The organism is Synechococcus sp. H55.9, assembly GCF_047462355.1.
In the GTDB taxonomy this organism is placed as follows: domain Bacteria; phylum Cyanobacteriota; class Cyanobacteriia; order Thermostichales; family Thermostichaceae; genus Thermostichus.
Genome location: NZ_JANSJB010000010.1, coordinates 6,279 through 27,007 on the forward strand (window position 1 = coordinate 6,279; position 20,729 = coordinate 27,007).

The following is a 20,729-nucleotide window of genomic DNA, read 5'->3' on the forward strand; positions in this document are numbered from 1 at the left end:
TGACCAGTTGTGCCCTTGAGGGTGTCGTCTCGACCTTTCGGCTCAGCCAGTTGAAAATCATCCCCATCCTGTTTGCCGAAGCCGTAGTGGAGCGTTAACTTCAGCCTTAACCTGATTTGAGGGAACGATGTTCGACGTTTTCAAAAACCGCTTGGAGATCACCGGCACGCTCACCACCGTGACTGCCCTGCACATCGGGGTGGGCCGCTCCACCGAGCCCATCGGCTCCGATCTGCCGGTTCTCAAGGACGCGCTGGGCCGCCCGCTCATCCCCGGCTCCAGCCTCAAGGGGGCGCTGCGCTCCCGCCTGGAGAGTTTTTTGCGCGGCATCGATCCGGCGCTGGCCAGGGATCCCAGCGAGTTGACCAGTAGCGAGCAAGTCCGGTTGGTCAACCAAATTAAGAACACCTACAAAGACGACGACGCAACCCTGACGCAAAAGCTGATCGAGGCCACCGACTGGGTCTCGCAGGCGTTTGGATCCCCTTGGCTGGCGGGCAAGGTGCAGATCCGCGATTTGCCGGTGGTGCGGGAAGCCTGGTTTGGCCAGTACCAAGAGCGGGATGGTGTGGCCATCGATCGGGATACGGAGACGGCGGCAGAGGGCAAGCTCTACGACTTTCAAGTGGTGCCGGCCAACACCCCCTTTCAGTTCCATGCCGTTGTCGAAAATGCCGAAGCATGGGAGCTGGGCCTGCTGGCCATCGGCTTGCACCAATTGGAAACGGAGCAGATCCCCTTGGGAGGGGGGCGCTCCCGCGGCTTGGGGGTCGTCCGCCTGGAGATCGGGGCGGTCTATTGGTTTGACTCAGAAGGGGATCCGCGGCGGCTGCTGACCTATCTGCAAGAGCTGGTGGCCGGAGAGCGGCACCCCCTCAGCCCGGAAGAGGCTGCTGCCTTGCGCCAAGACTGGGTGGAAGCCCTGGTTGCCAAACTAACCGCTGTCGCTCCCGTCGGCCCCCGCAGCTAGCGCAAGGGCTGGGCGAAAACCCTCTTGTTCCTCTTCAGTGAAGGATCCCAGGCCATGCACAAGCGCTACGTTAACCACTGCACCCTCTGCCTCACCCTCAAGCCGGATGGCCCTGTGCTCATCAAAGCGGGCAAACAAGGGGCGGATCCGACAAAACCCGATATGGAGTTTGTGGAAACCTATCGCGGCGGCGGGCGGACAGTCTATTTTCCCGGCAGCTCCCTCAAAGGGGCCATTCGCGCCCACGCCGAGCGCATTGTCCGAACGGTGGGCGGCGACAGACGGCCTGAGGGGAACAAGTTGCAACTCTGGGCCAGCGATCCCCTCGACCAAAAGGCCAACCAGTGGCTGGAAAAAATTGCCGAGTCCCACCGAGTTTACGCCCTCTCTTCTTTTACGGACCAGATGTTTGGCAACACGGCCATCGCCAGCCGGGTGCGCATCGAGGATGCCTATCCCAAGCCGGGGACACCTCTGCGGCTGGAGGAACGCAACGGGGTGGCCATCGATCGCGTCTTCGGGTCGGTGGCGGTGGGGCCGTTTAGCTACCAAGTCTGTGTCGAGGGATCCTTTCAAACCAAGATTCACCTGAAAAACTTTACCCTGGCGCAACTGGGCCTGCTGGGGCTGGTGCTGCGGGATCTGGACGAAGGATGGTTTGGGATCGGCTTTGCCAAATCCCGCGGCATGGGCCGCGTTCGGGTGGAGTACGAGTGGGCGACGGTGGACTACCCGGGCTGCCTGGTGGAGGAGGGGAGCCAGGAGCTACGGCTGCTGGGATCCCAGCTTGCCTGGCCAAGGGGATCCCTGCTGGGGGCGGGCGAGTTTCTCAGTCCAGAAGAGGCGGGCAAATACGGCTTTGCCAAACCCGATCGCCAGTTAGTGCCGGTGGGGGCGGAGCCGATGCCCTTGGGCTTTGGGGCGCGGCTGACCTGGGAGCAAACGTCTGAGGCCAAGGTGGAGCACCTGCTGGCCGCCGCCGTTAAAAGTTGGGCCCAGCTCTTGCAAACGGAGGCCAAAGCGGTATGAAACCAGCCTACGTAGCCGCCTACAAGGTTCAGGATCTGGCCGCTTGCAACGGCGGGACGGCGTCCTCGCTTTCCGAGATCCTCTCGGCCTGTTTTGCCGCCGCCGAAGAAACCTACACCTTTTTGCGCTGGCCCCACCGCGTCAGCGGCATTCAGGTGGGGATCCCGCCAGATCTGGTCTGTCAAGAGGGACAAGTCTTCTGCCAACAACGGGAGTTGCGCTGGAAAAGCACCCCCCGCGGCTGGGATCTGCTGTATCTGGGGATCCAACCTCCTCCCGACTTCTTTGTGCCGCTGGCCGGGGAGTGGCAGGGGGAGGATCGCGAGGCCGACCTGTACGGATCCCAAAGTCCGGAAACCCGCTTCCCCCAAGGTCTCAGCTATCCGAGGTCTCTCAAGCTGGGCCAGCGCTACTTTCGCGATGGGCGCACCGCCCGCGTTCACTTTGTTGCTCTCATCCCGAGGTCAAGATGACTCCCCAAGGCCCCCGACCCTTGCCCGCCCATTCTGCTTCTGCCAGAACGCCCGCCGGCAGCCGAGACCGGGGTGGAGGTGAGCAGGCCATGGCTCCCAAGCCCTACGAGCTGATCCCCTTTCCCCAGCAGCCCCCCAAGCTGGAGCGGCCCGCTGGCCACGCCAAGTTCCATCCCGACAAGTTGCACGGCACCCTCTTTCTCACCCTGACGGTGCAGACCGCTCTCCACATTTCCACCGGCCACCTGGCCTTGGGCAGCGACGTCGGCGTCAACGGGATCCCGGTGCTCAAAACCATGACCACCACCCCCGACGGGCGGCTCAAGATCCAGGGCAGCTCCCTCAAGGGGGCCATCCGGGCCATGTACGAGGCGATCACCAACAGCACCCTTGCAGTGATCACCAGCCGCTACAGAAATCAGATCCCGCCGGAGCGGCACCCCTGCCGCCAGAAGGAGCGGCTGTGTCCTGCCAGCCGCGTTTTTGGCGCCCTCAACTGGCAGGGGCTGGTGGAGTTCAGGGATGCCGTTGCCACTGGCACCGGCTCCGGCGGCGGATCCCTGCCCCCGCTGTACCGTCCCCGCCCCGACCAGCGCAGAGCCTACTTTGAAAACGGCAAGGCGGTTGGGCGCAAGTTTTATTACACGCACCGCAGGGCTTTGCAGAGCCATCAAAAGGGGACGCCCACCCAGCAGGCGGTGCAAAATACGGTTTTCAAAACCCAGATCCACTTCAAAAACCTCACTCCTGCCGAGCTGGGCACCTTGTTCACGGTGTTGGGTCAGGATCCCGCGCATCCGCTGCTGCTGAAGGTGGGGGGCGGCAAGCCTGTAGGACTGGGATCCCTGCAGGTCACCCTGGACAAGATCGAGCGGCCCCGCAACTTGAAAGAGCGCTACAGCCGCTACGATCCCCCACAAGCCGATACCCTAGAAGGAGAAGCCCTCAAAGCCTTTGTGCAAAAGCAGATCCAAGCTGCCCAGGGCTACATCCTGCCCGATCAGCTTCGGCAGTTGGCCGCCATCCTGAGCCCCACCCATCTGCGCGAGCCGCCCACCACCGCCTACTGAGGGTGCCTCTATGCTGTCAGCTCCGGTCGATCTCAGCCCCCAATCTTGGGATCTTGCCCACGGCATCGCCATGACTTTGGCGAAGGAAAGGGTAGATGTCAACGAATTGAGCAAGTGCCTCGCCTACCTCCGCTCGGTGGCCCATCTCCCCGACGCGGGATCCCGTTTCTTCCGATTCACCGGCGAGCTGGTGCGAGAAACTGGCCTCCACCGCAGCAACGAAACCCCACGCTACTACCGACTCATCGACCAAACCTGTAAAAGGTACTTGCAACCTCTGCAGGATAGGCCGGCTGAGATGCTGCAGATCCTGGGCTGGGCCGCCCGCCTGGCCCGCTACTACAAAGATGGGGGAGTGCCGATCGGCGAGATCCCGTCCCCTCCCGATCCCAATGGCGGTCGTCCGACCCATTCCCGCGGCGGCGAGGCCAAGCCCCAGCCAGAGGCACTGCGGCCCAAAGAGCAACCTGAACAAAAGCAGGCTCAGCCCCAAGTTGAAAATGCAGCAGCTTCTACCAAGGCCCGCTTCAAAATTGGGCAACACCTCAAGGCCAGCATCACCAATATCAAGGGCAACGAAGTTACCTTCCAAATCGTGGATACGGATATCAAGCTCACCCAAAAAGAGCCGAAACAGGCCGGATCCCTGGCGGTGGGGCAAGAAGTGGAGGTAGAGGTGCTCGACTTAAGGGGAGATGGCAGAGTTCGCAAAGTAAGGCTGCTCTGATCGCGAAAGGGGACGGAGCCCCTAAAAACTTCGAGAAAGTTAGGGGATAACCCATGCAGACCATCCTCATGACCGTGGGCACCTCTTTGCTCACCAACCCGGACAAAGACCTGCAGCCGCAACGCCCTTGGGTCGGCCAAAAAAACATCGGGGATCCGGAACGGGCCTTGGCCTGGATGAAAAAGACAGAACTGGAGCTGATCAGCGCCGAAACCAACACCTACTACCGGCTGGATCCCACTCCCCAGGATGCCTTGATTTTGCTTTACTCCGAAACCCCTGAGGGGCTGGAGTGTGCCCAGATTTTGAAACTCTTTTTTGAAGAAGCGCTGGGCCAACAACAGGTTTCCCTGGTGCCCCTCCCCGGCGTCAACTACGAGCTAGAGGGATCCTCCCTGGAGCGGATGGCCGAGCTGTTGCAACAGTTGGCGGAGAGCGCCAAAGGGATCGTCACCTTCGCCGCCACCGGGGGCTTCAAAGCCCAGGCCATGATCATGGCCGTGGTGGGCAGCCAATTGGGGATCCCGGTCTGCTACATCCACGAGCAATACAAATCTTTGGTGTATTTGCCCTATCTGCAACCGCAAGTCCAGCCGCGGATCCCGCGGGCGGCTCTCCCCGATTCCGGTCGAGATCGCTCCCAGGTCATCCAATTGCGGAGCGACAGCAGCCATCACCGCCCTCGCAGTTGGGTCAAGGTGGAAAAGCTCCTGCGCGACCTTCCCTGGGTGGATCTGGTTCGCTACGACTCAAATGCCTACGCTGCCCCCAAAAACGGCGTCAAAGCCGCCAACCGCAAAACCGAAGATGGCCGCCACGTTTTGTGGATCCATCTCCACGAAAGCCAGGACACCCACCTCGCCGTCCGGGTAGAGACCACCGGCTACACTCCCGACCACCTGGAGCAGGCTGCCGCCGAGTTGCGGGAGCGCTTGGGTCGTCTGCTCTGATGAATTCCACTTCCCCCGGTTACAACCCTTACCCAGATCCAGGGTCTGGTTTTGGGCGGCAATTTCCCCTTCTCCTCATTTCATTATTTTGCCGCCGCAGGGCCTGAAACCCGTGTCCAGCAAGGGATCGACCAGGTCAACAGAAAAATCAGGGTTTGGGGGCTATCGCCGACCCTGTCGCTGAATTTTCGCTAAAGAATTCCTCGGCCTGGCCGTGGGGAGAGTGCCAAGCATGTTAGAAGTGAATCAAAATGAGATCACGATAGGAGCCTGGTTTGCCTGTCGTCTGTTGTTGTCATAGTGGCTGAATACCATGCTGGATCCCCTTTTGGAAGAGAAAATCCGTGACCAAATCCGCACCCACAAGGTGCTGATCTACATGAAAGGCACCCCAGAGATGCCCCAGTGTGGGTTTTCCTATGCCGCCGTTCGTGTGCTGGAGAGTCTGGGCTTTCCCTACACGGCGATCAACGTGCTCGAGGATCCCGAAATTCGTCAGGGGATCAAAGAGTTTTCCAACTGGCCTACTATCCCGCAGATCTATATTGACGGCGAGTTTGTGGGCGGCTGCGACATCCTGCAAGAGATGCACGCCCGCAACGAGTTGCGCCCTCTGGTCGAGGCGGCTTTTGCCAAGGCCGGCGCCCAACCTTGAGGGCCGCAGGGGATCCCATGCTCACCTCGGATCGCCTGCGACAGCTCTTGGCTGAGAAGCTGCAAGCCCTCTACGTCCACGTGGAGGACGAGTCGCACCGCCATGCTGGCCATGGGGGACGGCAACAGGGATCCGGGGGGCACTACCGCGTGCAGGTGGTGTCGCCCCTGTTTGCCGGCAAAACTCCTCTGCAACGGCATCGCCTGGTGTACGCCGCCCTGGCCGAACAGATGGGTCAGGGCATTCATGCACTGGCGTTGCAAACTTACAGCCCCGAAGAGGTCTCTGCAGAAGGGATCCCTAAGCAGATCGGCTAGCATAGGGGGCAAGATTGCGGCCCTGTTGGGGCAGAGGAGGGAGCATGGCAACTCTGTTGGCCACCTGGCTGATGTCAGCCTTGAGCGTGATGATTTTGGCTTGGCTTTTGCCCGGGATCCACGTCTCTGGGTTTGGGGGTGCTTTGGTGGCAGCTCTGGCCATTGGCCTGGTCAATGGTTTGGTGAGGCCGTTTCTCCGGTTGATTACCCTGCCGATTACAGTTCTTACCCTGGGTTTGTTTTGGCTAATTTTGAACGGCATTTGCCTGGCCATCGCCGACAAGCTGGCCGGGGATGCCTTCAATATCGATAACTTTGGTTGGGCGTTCCTCGGCGCGATAGTACTTTCCGTCGTCAGTGGCTTGGTTCAGCGTGTTTTTGAGCAAGGTGTGCAGAGCTAACTGTTCCGTAGCCATAGAAGGCCGGAGTCGATACTATTTTCTCAGAAAAATTGAGGCAATGCTTTCTCTTCAGTAACCCCTAAAGATCAACCTAGATTCTTAGTTAACAATTGTCCAGAAAAGTTTTTTGAAGGTTTAGGCACCCAGAGGGTTTGCCAGTCCACAGTTTGCTAATACGAAGGAAATATTGCCAGCAAGCATCTCACAAAAGTTTTTGCGTCAGCTTTATCTGAGGCTATTTGTTAGGAGTGCTGAACAAATGGAATCCTTAATCTGCGATTAGGAGCTGATGGGTATGAAGGCGTTGCTGCTCTATCCCCGCTTTCCCAAGTCTTTCTGGTCTTACAATCGCACCATCGAGATGGTGGGGCTAAAAGCGCTGATGCCGCCGCTGGGCCTGATCACCGTTGCCGCTCTGTTGCCCCAGGATTGGGAGATTCGCTTTGTGGATCGCAATGTCGCCCCCGAGACGGAGGCCGATTGGCAGTGGTGCGACCTGGTGATCCTGTCGGCCATGCTGGTGCAGAAGCAAGACTTTCACGCACTCATTCGCAAAGCGGTGCAGTTGGGCAAAAAAGTAGCTGTGGGCGGCCCCTATCCGACTTCTGTGCCCCAAGATGCCCTGGAATCCGGGGCTCACTATTTGGTTTTGGACGAAGGAGAAGAGACCATACCGGCTTTTGTCAAGGCTCTAGAATCTGGGCAAGAAGCGGGCATTTTTCGAGCCACAGAAAAGCCAGACGTCACCCAAAGCCCCCTGCCGAGATTTGACCTGCTGCGCATGGATCAATACTTCATGATGTCGGTGCAATTCTCGCGGGGTTGCCCCTTTAATTGTGAGTTTTGTGACATCATCTCTCTTTATGGGCGCAAGCCGAGAACCAAGGAGCCAAGCCAAATGCTGGCCGAGCTGCAAGCCCTCTACGACCTGGGCTGGCGAGGTTCGATTTTTGTGGTAGATGACAACTTTATCGGCAATCAGCGCAACGTCAAGCGATTTTTACGCGAGCTGATCCCGTGGAGCAAGGAGCATAACTATCCATTTACCTTTATGACAGAGGCTTCTGTCAACCTAGCTGAAGATGAAGAGTTGATGCAGTTGATGGTAGAAGCGGGGTTCTATGCGGTCTTTCTGGGTATTGAGACCCCAGACCAAGACAGCTTACAGATGACTCAAAAGCTACAGAATACCCGCCACCCCCTGGTAGAGGCTTGTCGCAAGATCAACGATGCCGGGCTGTTGATCTACGCCGGGTTTATTCTGGGCTTTGACGGAGAGCGGCCAGGTGCGGGGGAGCGCATCCAGGCTTTTGTCGAGCAGACCGGTATTCCTCAGCCGATGTTGGGGATTTTACAGGCTCTACCCAACACCCAACTGTGGAATCGCCTCAAAAAAGAGCAGCGGTTGCTGGAGGGGATCGGCGTCACCGAGTTTGGGGATCAAAACACGCTGATGAACTTTATTCCCACCCGTTCTCCATCTGAAATTGCCCGGGAATATCTGGAAAGTTTTTGGAAGTTGTATGAGCCGGCGCGATATCTCTCTCGCTGTTTGCAACAGTGCCTGAGTATCGGCACTAAAGTAGGTCGGCAACAAGCAATGCGGCTGCCCCTTCACAAAGGGATCTATCTGCTTCTACAACTCATCTGGCGGCAAGGGATCCTTCATCCCCAAATTCGCGCCCAATTTTGGCAACAGCTATGGACGATCTGGCGCCAGAAACCGAGCCTGCTGAACCTATATCTGGGCCTCTGTGCTGCGGGGGAGCATTTTTGGGAATATCGAGAACTGGCGCGCGCCCGCCTCAGCCAACAACTGGGATACGATCCTTTGCTGGCCAGCTCATCATAATCTCCGGGCGGGGCCGATGCGGCGACGACAGTTGGCGGTGATGGGGCTGGGATCCCTGTGGGCCCTTTGGGGAGGCTCTCTGCAGGCCCAGACTGCTGGAGATTGGTTGGCCGTGGAGCTGTTCAGCCGCTGGGGCGCGGAGCCTTTGACCCAACTGGAGCTGAGCGGCCCCTTTGTCTTGAATCAGCAGCCCTTTCCGGCAGGGATCTGGAAGCTGCAGGTTCACCGCCAAGCGCTGATTTTGAGCGGGCCGGGCCAGCCCCGTCGCTACTCGGGATCCCTTTGGCTGCAAGGAGGGGGGCTGCGTCCTGCGGCGGGAGAGGAGCGTCGCTACCGTGGCTTGATCCAGATTCGCCCAAGCGGCCCAGAGCGCCTGCACCTGCTGAACTGGGTACAACTGGAAGACTACCTGCTGGCCTTGGTGCCCGGCGAAATGCCTGCCGATTGGCCAGCCGCCGCTTTGCAGGCCCAAGCCATCCTGGCCCGTACCCTGGCCGTTCCCCATCTGCGCCCCGCTCCAAGAAGAGAATGGCCCTCTACCCCGGCAAGGCCATTGCAAGATTCCACCGCCCACCAGTTCTACGGGGGCCTGGCCTATGAGACGGCGGCGACCACGGCTGCGGTGCGGGCAACCCAGGGGCAGATCCTAACCCATGCCGGCCAGCCGGTAGAGGTTCTGTTTCACTCCACCTGTGGCGGCCACACCAGCGCCAACCAAGATATTTTTGCCCCACCCGCCCGTCCCTACCTGCAAGGGGTGAGTTGCGAAGGGTGTCGCGCTTCCCCCTTCTATGGCCCCCACAGTGTCCGGCTCAGCCGACAAGAGTTGGAGCAAGCCCTGGGCAGCGCCGAGTTAGAGATCCTGCAATCGGATCCCTGGGGGCGCCCTCTGCGCATCCGCGTCGGATCTCGGTTATTTACCGGACAGGAGTTTGTGTTGCACCTCGGGCAAACCCTAGGGTGGGGGATCCTGCCCAGCAACCGCTTTACCCTCAAACGCCTCGAGCCAAAGGCCGGCCAGCCGGAATCGTACCTTTTCACCTATCGGGGAGCCGGGCACGGGGTGGGTCTATGTCAGTGGGGAGCCCGCGGCCTGGCCGAACAGGGCTACACAGCGTCGCCCATCCTCAACCACTACTTCCCCGGCACCCAGGTGACACCGTTGAGCTGATGAAACATCTCTCCACAGCGTTATTGCTACGCAACACTGTCGCGAACTCCCCTCTCCCTCTGGGAGAGGGGACGGGGGTGAGGGTGCCTCTGGGAGAGGGGACGGGGGTGAGGGTGGGAGAGGGGACGGGGGTGAGGGTAGCGGCGCAGATACCGACTCCTTAGATCCACCACAAGCAGGGGATCTGGTGCCATCCCAGCTTGAGAAGCTGTCCTCAGGAAAGAGCTTTGGGAGTGACCTTCAAAATGGTGGAACGGGATCTAGACGGAGCTGAACCATTCGCCTGGGGCTCCTTGGCCATCCCACCGCCGGTGGAAGCTGCTTGTGCTCCGCGCCGCTTCCGCAGGCCAGCCGCCTCGGCCTGCTGGCCTGTAACGCTGGAAGCAGTCTTCGCTTGGGTTTTGCTTGCAGCGGAGTCGGCTTTGCCGGTTGAGCGGCTTTTTTTCTTGCCATCGGCAGCAGAACCTTCTTTTTCGGCCAACACCTGCAGGGCCATTTCCAGGGTGACCGCTTCGGCAGGGAGCTCCTTGGGCAAAGAAGCATTGACCTTGCCGTGTTTGACATACAGCCCGTAGGGGCCGTCGTGCAGATTGACCGGCTCGCCGTCCTCAGGATGGGATCCCAGCTCGCGCAGGGGTTTGGCGGAGCCGCGCCCACGGCCTTTTTTGGGCTGGGCCAGCAGCTCCAGCGCCCGCTCTAGGCTGATGGTCAGCACATCCTCATCGGCGGGCAGCGAGCGGAAATCGCCGTCGCAGACCACGTAGGGGCCGAAGCGGCCAATCCCTGCTTGCACCTTTTTCCCCGATTCCGGGTGCTCCCCCAACGTGCGGGGCAGGCTGAGCAACCCCAGGGCAATCTCAGGGGTGACCTGCTCCGGCTTTAGCCCTTTGGGCAGGGAGGTGCGCTTGGGCTTCTTGTTCTCCTCCGACACCTCCCCCAATTGCACATAGGGGCCGTAGGGACCCTGGGGAATCACGTAGACCGGCTCTTGGGTTTCCGGGTGGAAGGTGATGGGCTTGGGGCCCTCCTGTTTGCGCTTGATCAGCTCCGCTACATGTTCGGCGCTGAGATCGGCGGGGGGAATCTCCTCCGGCAGGTTGGCGCGCACCTCTCCCGATTCAGTCTCTACTGCTACATAAGGGCCGTAGGGGCCGATGCCGATCTTGACGGGCAGGTTCTCCAGGTGAATGGAGCGGGCCAGGCCAGAGTCGATTTCCAGCTCGCGCGCCTTCACCTGGCCTTCTAGGCCCTGCTCTCCCAGAAAGAAATGGCGCAAATAGGGCAACCAGTCTGCCTGGCCAGAAGCGATGTCATCGAGGGTTTGCTCCATCTCGGCGGTGAAGCGGGTATTCACCAAGTTGGGAAAGTATTTTTCCAGCAGCTCGGTCACTGCAAAAGCGGTGTAGGTGGGCACGAGGGCATTCCCCATCGACCTCACGTAGCCACGGCTCATGATCGTGTTCAAGATGGTGGCGTAGGTGCTGGGACGGCCAATGCCCTCGCTTTCCAACACCTTGACCAGGGAAGCTTCCGTATAGCGGGCGGGGGGCTGGGTCTCGTGGCCGACGGGTTCGAGCTTCCGGCAGCGGAGGGGATCCCCCTGCCGCAAGCGGGGCAGATGCACCTCCCGATCTTCCAGAGCCGCCTCCGGGTCGTCGGATCCCTCCACATAGGCGCGGAAGAAGCCGGGAAAATCGATGCGCTTGCCGCTGGCCCGAAACACCGCATCGTCCACCGCGATGAGCACGATGGTGTGGGTCTGTCGTGCTTCGGCCATTTGGCTGGCGACGGTGCGCTTCCAGATCAGGTCGTAGAGGGCCAGCTCCTGCCCTGTGAGCGGGGTTTGGCTGGGCAGGCGAAACTCCGACCCGGCGGGACGAATGGCCTCGTGGGCTTCTTGCGCCCCTTTGGTTTTGGTGGTGTACTGGCGCGGTTCGGGGCTGAGGTACTCCTTGCCGTACATCGACTCCACGCAGGCGCGGGCGGCGCGGATGGCCTGTTCCGACAGGTGTACCGAGTCGGTGCGCATGTAGGTGATGTAGCCCTCTTCGTAGAGCTTTTGGGCGATGCGCATCGTCTGCTGGGCGGACAGGTGTAGCTTGCGGTTGGCCTCCTGCTGCAGCGTGGAGGTGGTAAAAGGAGGGGCGGGCTTGCGGGTGGAGGGGCGCTCTTCGACCGAGCTGACGACCCAAGCTTTCCCCAGCAGGCGATCCCGTAGGGCCTCGGCCTGGGCTTGATCCAACAGCACCACATCCCGCCCGGCCATGAGCTGCCCGGTGCTGGGATCGAAGTCTTGCCCGCCGGCCAGGCGCTTGCCGGCCAGGCTCACCAGCTCTGCTGGAAAGACGCTCTGCCGCTCCTGCGGGGAAGTGCTCGGTTGCAGCTCCGCCTTCAGATCCCAGTAGGAGGCTTTTTTGAAGGCGCGCCGCTCCCGCTCCCGATCCACCAAGAGCTTGACCGCCACCGACTGCACCCGCCCTGCTGAGAGTTTGGGGGCAATTTTTTTCCACAGCAGCGGCGACAGGGTGTAGCCCACCAGGCGATCCAAGATGCGGCGGGTCTCCTGGGCACGCACCAGTTGCTCGTCCACCTGGCGGCAGTTTTGCAGCGCCTCTTGAATGGCCTCGCGGGTGATCTCGTGAAACACCATGCGGCGGGTGGGCACCTTGGGTTGCAGCACCTGTTGCAAATGCCAGCTAATGCTTTCCCCTTCGCGATCTTCGTCGGTGGCCAGGATCAGCTCGTCGGCTTTCTTGAGGGCTTCCTTCAGTTCCTTGACCACTTTCTTCTTGTCTTTGGGGATCACGTAGAGGGGCTCGAAGTCGGCGTGGACATTGACCCCCAGGCGGCTCCACTCTTCACCCTTCAATTCTTCTGGGATTTCAGATGCCGAATCGGGGAGATCCCGCACATGTCCCATCGAGGCCTGAACTTCGTACCCTGCGGGCAAGAATCCACGGATGGTGCGGGCTTTGGTGGGAGATTCGACAATGACCAGCTTAGGCATGATGATGTTGTTGTTGGCAGCAATTGGCTGAGGTTGCCAGGGCCAGCGTACACCACAAGAGGTGCTTAAAATAGATGGCCTACTTCTCTGGAGCCTAGCAAGTCTATCTGCGCTTGACTAGCGGTCATCGGCGATTGATTCCAGGGATCTGCCCCCACCTGGCTCTTTGTACGACCATGAAACTGCATCATTTTTCCATTCGCACTGCCGATATTTTCCGCTCCATCGCCTTTTACGAGGGGCTGGGCTTGGCTGTGGAAGAACGCTTCACTGCCGGGATCACGTTGGCCTGCTGGATGCGTGGTCCCTGGGGGCGCCTAGAGCTGATGCAGGTGCCCCAGCCCCAGCCGGCTCCCGATCCCTTTGGGGATCCCCACTATGTGGGCTACTACCATCCCTCTTTGGAGATCGGCCCTGAATGGGGATCCCTGGCCGGCTATTTAGAACATCTACAAGCGCAAGTCCCCCTTACCCTGCTGCTCCCGCCCCAGCTCCAGCAGATCGGCCATCAAACTTATGAGGTAGCCTTCATCGCCGATCCCGATGGCCTGCCGATTGAGTTGCTGCGTTTGCAGGGATCCCCGGAATCCCAGCAGTTGGGCAAGGAAGGCTGTTGAATTTGCCGTTGGGTGGGATCCTGCAATTGGGCCTGAAGCTAAGCTGGTAAGGCCTGTGGGGAACTTGAGCAAGGATGGGTTGGCTTGTTTACTGAACTGGCGATGAAAGCTCAGCTTCCGGTTACCGTCTTGACGGGCTTTTTGGGCAGTGGTAAGACCACCCTGCTCAAGCGCATCCTGCAGGAAAAGCATGGGCTGCGCATTGGGGTTATTCTCAACGAGTTTGGCGAAATTTCCATCGATGGCGAGCTGGTCAACCTGCCCGAAGAGGGGCTGATGCAGCTGAGTAATGGTTGCCTCTGTTGCACGGTGCGGGCAGATTTTGAACGGGCAGCCCGAGAGCTGCTGCAGCAGGCCCAGGCGTTGGACTACCTGGTGGTGGAAACCAGCGGGGTGGCGGATCCCAGGCAGGTGACGGAGCTGTTTGTGCAAGAGACTTTTCATGAGGACTTGCGCCTCGATGGCGTGGTGACCCTGGTGGATGGGGCCGAATACTGGCACAACTTCCGGCGCTCGCAAACCGCCGCCCACCAGATCAGCAGTGCTGACATCCTGCTGCTCAACAAGGTGGACTTGATCACCCCTATCGAACAAGAGCAGATCCTTGCCGATCTGCGCCGCTACAACCCCGATGCCCCTTGCCTGCTCACCACCCATGCCCAAGTCCCCCTGACCCGCATTTTGGATGTGCATGCCTTCCGTCCAGAAGGGTGGGATCCCAAACTTCCCGATTTGGAAGCCGAGGCCCACCCTAGCCATCACCTCGCAGAAGACGGGATCCAATCGGTGAGCTTTCAACTGCAGCAGCCGCTGGATTTGATGGCTTTTCGCGACTGGCTACAAGACTTGCCGGAGACGATTTTTCGCGCCAAAGGGGTGCTGTGGGTTGTGGACGAGCCGCAGCGGGTTATCTTTCATCAGGTAGGCCAGCGGCAAACCCTCTTCTTGGAACGGGACTGGGATGTGGAAGAGCCTCGCCTGTCCAAAATTGTGTTGATCGGCAAAGGGCTAGAGCGAGAACAGTTGGCTGCCGACCTCAGCCGGGTCGCCGCTGGTTAGGGATCCTCGTCATGGCTATTTTTTCAGTTCGTGGATGGGGTGAATTGGGATGGCTCGCAGCAAGCTTTCGGAGCAAGAACAACAGCAAATTGTCAGCGCCTACCGCGGCTCAGCAGCGACCGCCGTCGAATTGGCCGAGCAATTTCAAGTGAGCGTCACCACCATCACCCGCGTGTTGAAGGAAAATATCGCTGCCGATGAGTACCAGCGGTTGATTCAGCTCAAACGCTCGGCTGCCCGCCGCAAAGACATAGAGGAAAAAGTGGCCGTTGGCCAGATCGCAGCTTTGGAGCAGCAGCTCTTGCCGCTGTCTCCATCTGGGGATCCCCCCGCAGCCGCCACACCCCCCAATGGTGAAGAGCCGAACACAAACGACGCACCCATCGGCGGGATAGAAGAGTCTTTGCCAGAACTGCAGTTGGCGGCTGAGCTTCAGGAAGATCTAGAGGATATCGACGACGAGGAGGAAACCGAAGAAGACAGTGACCTCGAAGACGAGGACGACTCCGACTATTTCCCAGAAGACGAGCCGGAAGCAGACCACCTCACCGATCCCGGCTATCAAGTTCAGGTGTTACCCCTGGAAGAGCTCACCCCGCCGGAAACCTGTTATGTCGTTGTTGACCGCTACCAGGAGCTGACCACTCGCCCCCTCAAGGAATTCTTTGGCCCCGGATCTGTGCCCGTCGAAGGGATCGATAACGCCAATACGCTGCCCATTTTCGACAACCACAAGGTGGCCCGTCGCTTTTCCGAAATGAGCCGCCGCGGCAGCAACACCTACCCCCCCTATCGGGTGATCCAGTTTCCCGGCTACATTCTGGACATTGTGCGCACCCAATTGCAAAAAAAAGGCATCACCCATCTGCTCGTAGATGGGCAGATCTACAGCCTCTAGGTCAGTTGGGCGGCAATCGCTCTCAACAGGTGGGTTTGGTCGATGGGCTTGGTTAGGTAGGCGTCAGAGCCGAGCCGTAGCCCTTGTTCAATGGCTTCTTGGGAGGTTTTGGAGGAGAGAAAGACGAAGGGGATGTGGGCCGTGGACTGATCCCATCGCAAGGCATCTAACACGCCATAGCCGTTCAGCTTGGGCATGACCACATCGCACAACACCAAATCCGGCATAAGCGCGCGCACCATCTGTAGGCCTTCCTCGCCATCGGTGGCCGCCACCGTGTCGTACCCAGCCCGCTGCAACACCTTCTGCAGATAGGTGCGGATAGAGGGTTCGTCTTCAATCACCAAGATGCGTTTGGACATGTGGCTTCGTAGACAAGCAAACGATAGTCTCCCCCAACCTGTCGGGCTGGCTGTCAGCTTCAACCGAGAGCCCAGTTGATGCGGGAACGGACAGAGAAGCTATAAAGGCAGCATAGGAAAACTCTGAGGAAAAAAACTCCGCCAAATGGCTCATTCTGGCACCCCAACCCTCTGCAGAAATCCTGATACGGTGCAGAACCTCCTTCCTCATCCGCAGATTTGCGCTTATGGTCATTATCAAATAGCAATGAAACGTTTCTCTCCGTCTATCCCTAACTCCCCTCTCCCTCTGGGAGAGGGGCAGGGGGTAAGGGCTGGGAGAGGGGCAGGGGGTGGTCGCGTGAGCGGCGCGGAGCGCTTGGGCACCTCTGGGAGAGGGGCAGGGGGTGAGGGGCCTATTCCGAGGTCAGTTGTCGCTCCATCAGCCTGGCCAGGGCGGCAGTGGGAGTGGTCTGCCCCTGCAGCAACCGGTGAACCTCTTGGGTAATGGGCACCGGGATCCCGTGTTGGGCGGCGATCTTGACCACAACAGGGGCGGTGTAAACCCCTTCGGCGGTGCCCTCGATGGCGGCCAAAACCTGGGACAAAGGACTACCCTGGCCCAATCCGTAGCCCACCCGGTAGTTGCGGCTCAGAGGGCTGTGGCAGGTGGCCAGCAGATCTCCCAGCCCCGACAGGCCGTTGAAGGTCTCAGGTCGCGCCCCCAGCTTGGATCCCACCCGGATCATCTCTGCCAGGCCGCGGGTGACCAGAGCCGCACGGGCATTGGCCCCCAGTTGCAAGCCGTCACACACTCCAACAGCGATGGCGATAACATTTTTCAAGGTGCCCCCCAGCTCCACCCCCAAGGGATCGCTGCTGGTGTAGAGGCGAAACCGTTCCGAAGCCAGGGCCTGTTGTACCTGCATAGCTGCCCAGGGTTCCCGGCTGGCCACCACTGCCGCTGCCGGCAAGCCCTGACGGATTTCCGCCGCAAGGTTGGGCCCTGAAAGCACCACCAGGGGCTGCTCTGGGAAAGTGGCCCCCCAAATTTGGGCAGGGGTCAGAAGCTGCAGCGGATCCAGCCCTTTGGTGGCCGAGACCACAATCGCTTGGGGAGGGATCCCCACCTGGCGCACCGCTTCCACCACAGGGCGCACCCCCGCCATGGAGACTGCCGAGATGAGCATTTGGGATCCCGGTAGCACTTCTTCGAGATCCAGACCCTTGCGCCGATCCCAAACCTGCACCCGGTGCCCTTGGGCTTGGGCCAGCAGAGCCAGTGTGCTTCCCCAGGCTCCCGCCCCCAGAATGGCGATGCTCTGGGGAGAGGTCGGGCGTTGGACTTCTGTCTTCATCGCACCTCTCCAGCCGTAGCCTCTCTCCTAGGGTGCCTCTGGCTAACCCCTCTAAAAAAGTCTTCACCGTTGGGAGGAAGAGCAAGGGCAAAGGTTAGTATGAGTGGATACCAAATCATGGGTTCAGAATCGAGAACAAAGGAGATGACAGAAGCAGGGATCCAACGCCTTCCTGCTGAGGTGGCTGCCAAGATGGGGAGTTGGCGGCACGGCTATGCCCTGACCAATGGCATTCAACTGCACTATGTCACCCAGGGGGAAGGGGAGCTGGCGATCTTGTTACACGGTTTCCCGGAGTTTTGGTACTCCTGGCGCCACCAGATCCCGGTGTTGGCGCAGCGATTTCGCGTGGTGGCCCCTGACCTGCGCGGCTACAACGACTCCGACAAACCGGATCACGGCTACGACCTGGATACCCTCACCGAGGATGTCCGCGGCCTGTTGCATCACTTTGGGGCCCAGAAGGCGGTGGTCGTGGCCCACGACTGGGGGGGAGCCATTGCCTGGCACTGGGCGCAATTTTTCCCGCACGAGATCCGCAAGCTGGCCGTTCTCAATTCTCCCCACCCAGCCTGCTTTCGGCGGGAGTTCTTGAGCAACTTGGATCAACTGCGGCGCAGCTGGTATCTGTTCTTTTTTCAGTTGCCTTGGCTGCCAGAGTGGGTGCTGCAGTGGGATTTGGGAGATTGGGTGCGGCGCATTTTCCAAGAAACCTCGGTGCGCAAAAGCGCCTTCACTCGCCACGATCTGCAGCTCTACCAAGAGGCCCTCGCCAAACCCAAGGTGCTCACCTCTGCCCTCAACTACTACCGCCAGCTTTTTAACCTGCCCACCTTGCAGAACCTGTTTTTGCAGCCCATGCGGCAGATCCTCGCCCCCACCCTGCTCATCTGGGGCGAAGAAGACTTTGCCCTCAGCCGCGAGCTGACCGAGGGGATGGATCCCTTTTTCCCCAACGGCCTGCGCAAGGAGTACATCCCCGAATGCGGCCACTGGGCACAGCAAGAGGCGCCGCAAACCGTGAATCGACTGCTGATGGAGTTTCTCTAGCCAGCGGGGGAATGGCCGGGCTGGGGATCCGCCCTTTACCATCTCCAAGGGTTCACCCTAGAATAATCCACTGAATTCTACGGGAGAACCGGCATGGCCCTGGAGTATCCATCCCACCTGCGCTACGTGGACACCCACGAGTACATCCATGTCGAGGATGATATTGCGGTGATCGGGATCACGGCTTATGCCGTCGATCAGCTTGGGGACATTGTTTTCGTCGGCCTGCCCGAAGAAGGCACCGAGATTGAAAAAGGCGAGAGCTTTGGCTCGGTCGAGTCGGTCAAGGCGGTCGAAGATCTCTATGCCCCCCTGTCGGGAGAAGTGGTGGCCGTCAATACGGCAGTGGTGGATAGCCCGGAGAGCATTGCCGACGATCCCTATGGCGATGGCTGGCTGATCAAGGTGCGCATCGCCAACCCCGAAGATCTCGAAGACACCATGAGCGCTGAAGCCTACGCCAGCCTGGTAGAGGGGTCGTAAACTTAACTGCAACGGCTGGCCTTGAGCTACCGGAAAAGCTCTCGGTTGCCACCCTCGGCCTTAGCTCGGTAGAGAGCCTTGTCGGCAGCAGCCAGCAGACTTTGCGGGTCGGCTCGTTCTCCCAGCTCCAGCAGAGAGGCGATGCCTACGCTGCAGCTCAGGTGGGTGGTCTCCGCCCCTACCTGCACCGACAGCAACTGGACGGCCTGCCGCAAGCGCTCTTTTAACCCCAAGATTTGGGGGTTCGGGATCCCGCGTACCAAGAGGGCAAATTCATCGCCCCCCAGCCGGGCCAGCAGATCCTCGCGACGAACTTGGGCCTGCAATTGTCGTGCCACCCGGATCAAGGTTTGATCCCCAACCCAGTGCCCCCAGCGATCGTTGATTTGCTTGAACCCATCCAAGTCCAGATAGAGCACGTGGAGGGGAATGTGATGGCGAAGCGCAAAAGGGATCTCCAGCTCCAGTTGCTCCAGGAAAAAACGGCGGTTGTGCAAGCCGGTCAGCGGGTCGTAGAGGGCGGCAGTGGCCATTTGCGAAAAGAACGCTGCTTCTGCCGCGTCGTAGTGGGCAAACTTGAGGGTGGTGGCCCCCACTTGAATGCGATCTCCATCTTTCAGAAGAATGCGGCTGATGCGTTTGCCGTTGACGTAGGTACCGTTGAGGCTCTCTAGATCGGTGAGAACATACCCCTCGCCTTCTCTCTCCAGCCGACAGTGCTGCCGGGAGACGGCGTGGTCGGATAGCTGAATATCTGCTTGGTGGCTGCGCCCCAAAACTCCCCCACTTGCCATAGGAAAGGTCATGCCCACATTGGCACCGCTGATCACCGTCAGAAAGGCCGCAGTCGGCTCGGCCTGGGAGCCGCGCTCGTAGGGGGGGATCCGAGTGGTTGGTTCCTCTGGCATCGGAAAGAGAGGATCTGGAGGCATGGCCCGTTGTAACTTGTATAAAAGTTAAGTTAGCAACAACTCCTGTTTATATCCGTATTATGCTGGTTGGCCCGCGGGCCTGTTTGTGCGTGAGGGGTGCATAAGAGTTGTCTTGCCAGTTCTGATCCGAAGGGTTGCCGAGGCAGCCTAGAATGGGGCTGGGATCCTTAATCCAGGAGAAGCGGGGCATGACAAGACCCAATTCTGCCCACCTGTTGACCCCAGATTTTCGCCTCAGCCTGTCGGTGCTGGCCTTGGCAGTGCCGTTGTTTTGGCTTTCTTTTTGGGCGGGGCTGGGGGTGGGCCTGTTTGGCCTGTTTTTGATGGTGCAGACCTCTTTGATTGGGCTGGCCTTTACCAGGACGGCGCTGCAGGTCTACAGCGGCCCCAAACGCATCCGCGAGTTCCCCTATAGCGAGTGGCAGGATTGGCAAATTTTCTGGCCGCCGCTGCCGGTTTTGTTCTTTTTCCGAGAAACCCAGAGCATTCATTTTTTGCCGATGCTGTTTAACCCTGCCGAGCTGAAAATGTGCCTGGAAGAGCGGTTGGGCCATCTCCACCCACGACGAAAGTCTCATGGCTCCCGCCAATGATTGGCTCTGCCGTGTGGGTTTGGCGGCAGGCAGGGAGATGGCGCTGGCTGGAGTGTCAGCTTTTGGCAGAGTGGCCTCACGCTTTTGGCTCTCGCCAAGGCCATCCTCACCTCCCGTCCCAGTTGGCCGCCCGGCTGCAACTGCCCCCTGAACGGGCCACGTGGGGCCATCAGGTGCACGGCTGCAACTGGATTTGGGCAGATGAGGGCACGGAAACCCTCAAGCAAAAAAGACCCGGTCAAGGGATCTCTACCCGTTCTCAGGCGGATGCAGTCATTGCCCGCCGCCAAGGGGATTCTGCCTGGGTATGCACCGCTGACTGTGTGCCGATTTTGCTGGCCAGTCGAGGATGGGTGGCGGCCGTTCATGCCGGCTGGAGAGGAACTGCTGGGGGGATTTTGTCCAAGGTGCTGCGGGAGTTTCTCCGGGCGGGGATCCCTGCTGCCGCGATTCGCGTTGCCATCGGGCCTTCTATTTCGGGGTCGGTCTATCAGGTGTCAGAAGAAGTGGCCGAGCAGGTGCTGAAAAGCCTGCCTCTGGGGCTGGACACCCGCGCCGCCCTGTTGCCGGATCCTCTGCCCGGCAAAGTTCGTTTGGATCTGCGCTGGGTCAATTGTGCCCAAGCCCAAGCCCAAGGGATCCCCTCTGAACAGATTGCCGTCAGCCCCCATTGCACCCTCAGCCAACCCCAAGATTTCTTTTCCTACCGCCGCGATGGATCCCTGAAGGATGAGCAGGGCCGTCATTGCGTGCAGTGGTCGGGCATTGGCCTGCGG

The 20,729-nt window shown here is 59.8% G+C and carries 22 protein-coding genes; 18 read left to right on the forward strand and 4 right to left on the reverse strand.

Going from position 1 to position 20,729, the window contains the following annotated elements; genetic code table 11:
• Window positions 1-127 precede the first annotated feature (127 nt).
• The 11 genes from csx7 to NW857_RS02600 all read left to right on the forward strand — a co-directional run bounded on the left by csx7 (window position 128) and on the right by NW857_RS02600 (window position 9,615).
• Window positions 128-970 (forward strand): CRISPR-associated RAMP protein Csx7, encoded by an 843-nt coding sequence (gene csx7 / locus NW857_RS02550; RefSeq protein ID WP_414334139.1) that lies wholly within the window; start codon window positions 128-130, stop codon window positions 968-970.
• Between the two features lie 54 nt (window positions 971-1,024).
• Entirely contained in the window at window positions 1,025-1,999 is a 975-nt protein-coding gene (locus NW857_RS02555; protein WP_414334140.1) for an RAMP superfamily CRISPR-associated protein, read from the forward strand.
• Window positions 1,996-2,472, forward strand: a complete 477-nt coding sequence (locus NW857_RS02560) for a hypothetical protein (RefSeq protein WP_414334141.1) — start codon at window positions 1,996-1,998, stop codon at window positions 2,470-2,472. Before NW857_RS02555 ends, NW857_RS02560 begins: the two co-directional genes overlap by 4 nt.
• A gap of 89 nt (window positions 2,473-2,561) precedes the next feature.
• On the forward strand, window positions 2,562-3,542 hold the full coding sequence (locus NW857_RS02565) for an RAMP superfamily CRISPR-associated protein (RefSeq protein WP_414336952.1): 981 nt from the start codon (window positions 2,562-2,564) through the stop codon (window positions 3,540-3,542).
• 10 nt (window positions 3,543-3,552) lie between these two features.
• Complete coding sequence (locus tag NW857_RS02570; RefSeq protein WP_414367883.1) at window positions 3,553-4,269, forward strand: hypothetical protein; 717 nt, start codon at window positions 3,553-3,555, stop codon at window positions 4,267-4,269.
• A 53-nt stretch (window positions 4,270-4,322) separates the two neighbouring features.
• Window positions 4,323-5,219 carry a putative CRISPR-associated protein gene (locus NW857_RS02575; protein WP_414367884.1) on the forward strand — a complete coding sequence of 299 codons (897 nt, stop codon included), beginning with the start codon at window positions 4,323-4,325 and terminating at the stop codon, window positions 5,217-5,219.
• A 316-nt stretch (window positions 5,220-5,535) separates the two neighbouring features.
• Window positions 5,536-5,874: a Grx4 family monothiol glutaredoxin gene (grxD, locus tag NW857_RS02580; protein ID WP_414334165.1), complete on the forward strand. Its 339-nt coding sequence runs from the start codon at window positions 5,536-5,538 to the stop codon at window positions 5,872-5,874.
• 17 nt (window positions 5,875-5,891) lie between these two features.
• On the forward strand, window positions 5,892-6,191 hold the full coding sequence (locus NW857_RS02585; protein WP_414334146.1) for a BolA family protein: 300 nt from the start codon (window positions 5,892-5,894) through the stop codon (window positions 6,189-6,191).
• Window positions 6,192-6,235: 44 nt separating this feature from the next.
• Window positions 6,236-6,592, forward strand: coding sequence for a phage holin family protein (locus NW857_RS02590; RefSeq protein WP_414334147.1), 357 nt, complete (start codon window positions 6,236-6,238; stop codon window positions 6,590-6,592).
• Between the two features lie 295 nt (window positions 6,593-6,887).
• Window positions 6,888-8,444 carry a B12-binding domain-containing radical SAM protein gene (locus NW857_RS02595; protein WP_414334149.1) on the forward strand — a complete coding sequence of 519 codons (1,557 nt, stop codon included), beginning with the start codon at window positions 6,888-6,890 and terminating at the stop codon, window positions 8,442-8,444.
• Window positions 8,445-8,460: 16 nt separating this feature from the next.
• Window positions 8,461-9,615 (forward strand): SpoIID/LytB domain-containing protein, encoded by a 1,155-nt coding sequence (locus tag NW857_RS02600; RefSeq protein WP_414367885.1) that lies wholly within the window; start codon window positions 8,461-8,463, stop codon window positions 9,613-9,615.
• Window positions 9,616-9,829: 214 nt separating this feature from the next.
• Here the strand turns inward: NW857_RS02600 and topA are convergent, their stop codons facing one another.
• Window positions 9,830-12,622 carry a type I DNA topoisomerase gene (gene topA, locus NW857_RS02605; protein WP_414334151.1) on the reverse strand — a complete coding sequence of 931 codons (2,793 nt, stop codon included), beginning with the start codon at window positions 12,620-12,622 and terminating at the stop codon, window positions 9,830-9,832.
• Window positions 12,623-12,798: 176 nt separating this feature from the next.
• Here topA and NW857_RS02610 point away from each other — a divergent pair, with 176 nt between their 5' ends.
• From NW857_RS02610 to NW857_RS02620, 3 genes are all read left to right on the forward strand, one after another.
• Window positions 12,799-13,239, forward strand: coding sequence for a VOC family protein (locus NW857_RS02610; RefSeq protein WP_414334153.1), 441 nt, complete (start codon window positions 12,799-12,801; stop codon window positions 13,237-13,239).
• Between the two features lie 84 nt (window positions 13,240-13,323).
• Window positions 13,324-14,298 (forward strand): CobW family GTP-binding protein, encoded by a 975-nt coding sequence (locus tag NW857_RS02615; protein WP_414334155.1) that lies wholly within the window; start codon window positions 13,324-13,326, stop codon window positions 14,296-14,298.
• Between the two features lie 49 nt (window positions 14,299-14,347).
• Window positions 14,348-15,196 carry a hypothetical protein gene (locus NW857_RS02620; RefSeq protein ID WP_414367887.1) on the forward strand — a complete coding sequence of 283 codons (849 nt, stop codon included), beginning with the start codon at window positions 14,348-14,350 and terminating at the stop codon, window positions 15,194-15,196.
• Here NW857_RS02620 and NW857_RS02625 read toward each other — a convergent pair.
• Entirely contained in the window at window positions 15,193-15,558 is a 366-nt protein-coding gene (locus NW857_RS02625) for a response regulator (protein WP_414334158.1), read from the reverse strand. The two genes, NW857_RS02620 and NW857_RS02625, sit on opposite strands and share 4 nt — an antisense overlap.
• Window positions 15,559-15,953: 395 nt before the next feature.
• Window positions 15,954-16,895 carry an NAD(P)H-dependent glycerol-3-phosphate dehydrogenase gene (locus NW857_RS02630; protein WP_414334160.1) on the reverse strand — a complete coding sequence of 314 codons (942 nt, stop codon included), beginning with the start codon at window positions 16,893-16,895 and terminating at the stop codon, window positions 15,954-15,956.
• A 99-nt stretch (window positions 16,896-16,994) separates the two neighbouring features.
• On the opposite strand from NW857_RS02630, the gene NW857_RS02635 reads away from it, so the two are divergent.
• A complete protein-coding gene (locus NW857_RS02635; protein WP_414367889.1) occupies window positions 16,995-17,945 on the forward strand; it encodes an alpha/beta fold hydrolase in 951 nt (316 codons plus the stop codon).
• A 93-nt stretch (window positions 17,946-18,038) separates the two neighbouring features.
• Window positions 18,039-18,428, forward strand: a complete 390-nt coding sequence (gene gcvH / locus NW857_RS02640) for a glycine cleavage system protein GcvH (protein ID WP_414336960.1) — start codon at window positions 18,039-18,041, stop codon at window positions 18,426-18,428.
• Window positions 18,429-18,454: 26 nt separating this feature from the next.
• Here the strand turns inward: gcvH and NW857_RS02645 are convergent, their stop codons facing one another.
• Window positions 18,455-19,336, reverse strand: coding sequence for a diguanylate cyclase domain-containing protein (locus tag NW857_RS02645; RefSeq protein WP_414367891.1), 882 nt, complete (start codon window positions 19,334-19,336; stop codon window positions 18,455-18,457).
• A gap of 212 nt (window positions 19,337-19,548) precedes the next feature.
• On the opposite strand from NW857_RS02645, the gene NW857_RS02650 reads away from it, so the two are divergent.
• Both NW857_RS02650 and pgeF read left to right on the forward strand, forming a co-directional pair.
• Window positions 19,549-19,953 carry a DUF3119 family protein gene (locus NW857_RS02650; RefSeq protein ID WP_414335610.1) on the forward strand — a complete coding sequence of 135 codons (405 nt, stop codon included), beginning with the start codon at window positions 19,549-19,551 and terminating at the stop codon, window positions 19,951-19,953.
• Window positions 19,950-20,729: peptidoglycan editing factor PgeF (gene pgeF / locus NW857_RS02655; RefSeq protein ID WP_414367892.1), on the forward strand; the 780-nt coding region annotated here is incomplete at its 3' end. The genes NW857_RS02650 and pgeF, both read left to right, overlap by 4 nt.